Origin of the sequence: Streptomyces sudanensis (assembly GCF_023614315.1) — a bacterium.
Taxonomy (GTDB): domain Bacteria; phylum Actinomycetota; class Actinomycetes; order Streptomycetales; family Streptomycetaceae; genus Streptomyces; species Streptomyces sudanensis.
On the sequence record NZ_CP095474.1, the window covers coordinates 1,327,409 to 1,329,598 of the forward strand.

Annotated in this window: 3 protein-coding genes; all 3 read right to left on the bottom strand. The window is 73.2% G+C overall.

Translation table 11 applies throughout. The features are described from left to right. Positions 1 to 198 precede the first annotated feature (198 nt). Complete coding sequence (locus MW084_RS06065; protein ID WP_010470016.1) at positions 199 to 1,293, bottom strand: NAD-dependent epimerase/dehydratase family protein; 1,095 nt, start codon at positions 1,291 to 1,293, stop codon at positions 199 to 201. Between the two features lie 174 nt (positions 1,294 to 1,467). Beyond that, positions 1,468 to 1,566 (bottom strand): 30S ribosomal protein bS22, encoded by a 99-nt coding sequence (locus MW084_RS06070; RefSeq protein WP_003948845.1) that lies wholly within the window; start codon positions 1,564 to 1,566, stop codon positions 1,468 to 1,470. A 164-nt stretch (positions 1,567 to 1,730) separates the two neighbouring features. Beyond that, a complete protein-coding gene (locus tag MW084_RS06075) occupies positions 1,731 to 1,943 on the bottom strand; it encodes a helix-turn-helix domain-containing protein (protein WP_010470018.1) in 213 nt (70 codons plus the stop codon). Between the last annotated feature and the right edge of the window lie 247 nt (positions 1,944 to 2,190).

Sequence of the window (2,190 nt, forward strand, 5' to 3'; positions counted from 1 at the left end):
CCGCNGCCGGGGCCCCCGGCNGCCCCCGATGCCCGACGGCTGCGGACCGCGAGCGGCGGCNNGNCGGCCCGTCCTGCTCCGTCAGCGGCGTCACCGGGCGGGCCGGCACACCCCGCGCGGCCCTCCTGCGGCCCGCGCGGGACGCGCCACCGCGCGGCCGGTCCTCGTCGAAGGGGATGACCTCGGCGTCCGCCATCGCTAGTCCGTGCTCCTCGTCCCGGCGGCTCCGCGCCGCTCCACCGTCCGCGCCGTCCGCGCGGCCACACCGTCACCGAGCCGGGCCGCCACCCCGTCGACGGCCGCCGCCAGCGCGGCCGGCGGCAGCGGACCGGGGCCCCGGTGCCGCACGAAGTCCGCGAGGGCCTCCGCCGTCGTATGGGCGGGGTGGAACCCGAGCGTCTCGCGCATCTGGGCCGTACAGACCACCCGGCCGTGCGTGAGGAGGCGGATCAGCTCGGGGGAGAAGTCGTTCACCCCGAGCGTCCGCAGCGCCGTACCGGCCCAGGCGAGAGCCGGCGGCGGCAGCGGGAGCGTCGGCCGGCCCAGACGGCGGGCGCACTGCGACAGGGTCAGCACCCCGTCCCCGGCGATGTTGAACGTACCGCTGTTGAGGGTCCCCCGGCGCGGCTCCGACGAGGCGATGCGCAGCACGTCCAGGACGTCGTCCTCGTGGACGAACTGGAGCCGCGGATCGTACCCGAGGAGCGTCGGCAGCACCGGCAGCGAGAAGTACCGGCCCATCGGGGAGTCGGCACCCGGACCGAGGACGTTCGCGAGGCGCAGCACGCACACGGCGACGTCGGGACGCCGCCGGGCGAACCCCCGCACGTACCCCTCGACCTCGGCGAGGTCCTTCGCGAACCCGCCCCTCGGCAGCGACCTGGGCGGGGCCGTCTCGACGAGGACCGCCGGATCACGCGGGGCGGAGCCGTACACACCGGTACCGGAACGGACGACGACGCGGCTGACGGTGGGGCACTTCTGGCAGGCACCGAGCAGCTGCATCGTGCCGATGACGTTGGTCTCCTTGGCCACCGCCCGGCCGCCGCCCCCCACCGGGCTCTCGGACAGGTCCATGTGGACGACGGTGTCGACGCCGTGCTCCGCCAGGACCCGGCCGATGGCCGGCTGCCGGATGTCGGCCCGGACGAACACGGCGCCGCCCAGCGGATGCTCCGGAACGACGGCGTCCACCCCGACGACCCGGTCGACGCCGGGGTCGCGCACGACACGCCGTACGAAACGGCCGGCGAGATGCCTGGCCACCCCGGTGACGAGCACGACCCTGCCCACGTTCGGCGCCCTCCGTTCGGTACCGCGACGCGTCCGGCTGCCACCGTAACCGGTCAGCGGCGCACAACGGCGACCACGGGCCGCGGCACGTCGGAAACGAAGCCGCCCGGAACACGATCGCGGCCCTCCCACCGAACCGGTGGAAGGGCCGCGAGGCGCACGTACAGCCGCCGCTTACTTCTTGTTGCGGCGCTGAACACGGGTGCGCTTCAGAAGCTTGCGGTGCTTCTTCTTCGCCATCCGCTTGCGGCGCTTCTTGATAACAGAGCCCACGACTACCCTCGCTCACTTCTCGGAACACCCCCGCATGGGCGGGGATCTCGGTGCGGGGCGTCTGGGCCCACACGACCTACGTCGGCCTAGCCTACCCGTCGAAGCGCCGAGCTCGTAATCCGAGGGCGGCGGAAGAAATCCGGGAGCGGCGGGAGAAATCCGGGCTATGCGGTCTCCACCCCCACGAAGGAGTCGCGGAGATATGCGTGAACCGCCTGCTCGGGCACCCGGAACGACCTTCCCACCCGGATCGCCGGCAGATGACCGCTGTGCACCAGCCGGTACACGGTCATCTTCGAAACGCGCATCACCGAGGCGACTTCCGCCACGGTCAGGAACCTGACCTCATTGAGGGGTGTCTCGCCAGCAGAAACCATGACCCACCTGCACCTTCCGCACATGACGTCACCGGCTTCCCCTCCGGTGACTCTTCGTCGCCGTGCGCTCACTCCCCAGACTAGGTGCGGTTGATGCGGGTGGGGAAGAGGAGCAGCAGCAGCCGACGACGCCACGGGCGCGCACGGTCGGGGCCGTTGCGGACGGGCGGAACGCGAGGCCGGGGACGCGACGCACCGCCCGGACGGCACCCGGGCCGCCCACCCGCCCCACCGCCTCCCGACGGGC

Excerpts from the sequence above, each read along its gene's own strand:
- MW084_RS06075 (WP_010470018.1), bottom strand. The coding sequence starts at position 1,943 with ATGGTTTCTGCTGGCGAGACACCCCTCAATGAGGTCAGGTTCCTGACC.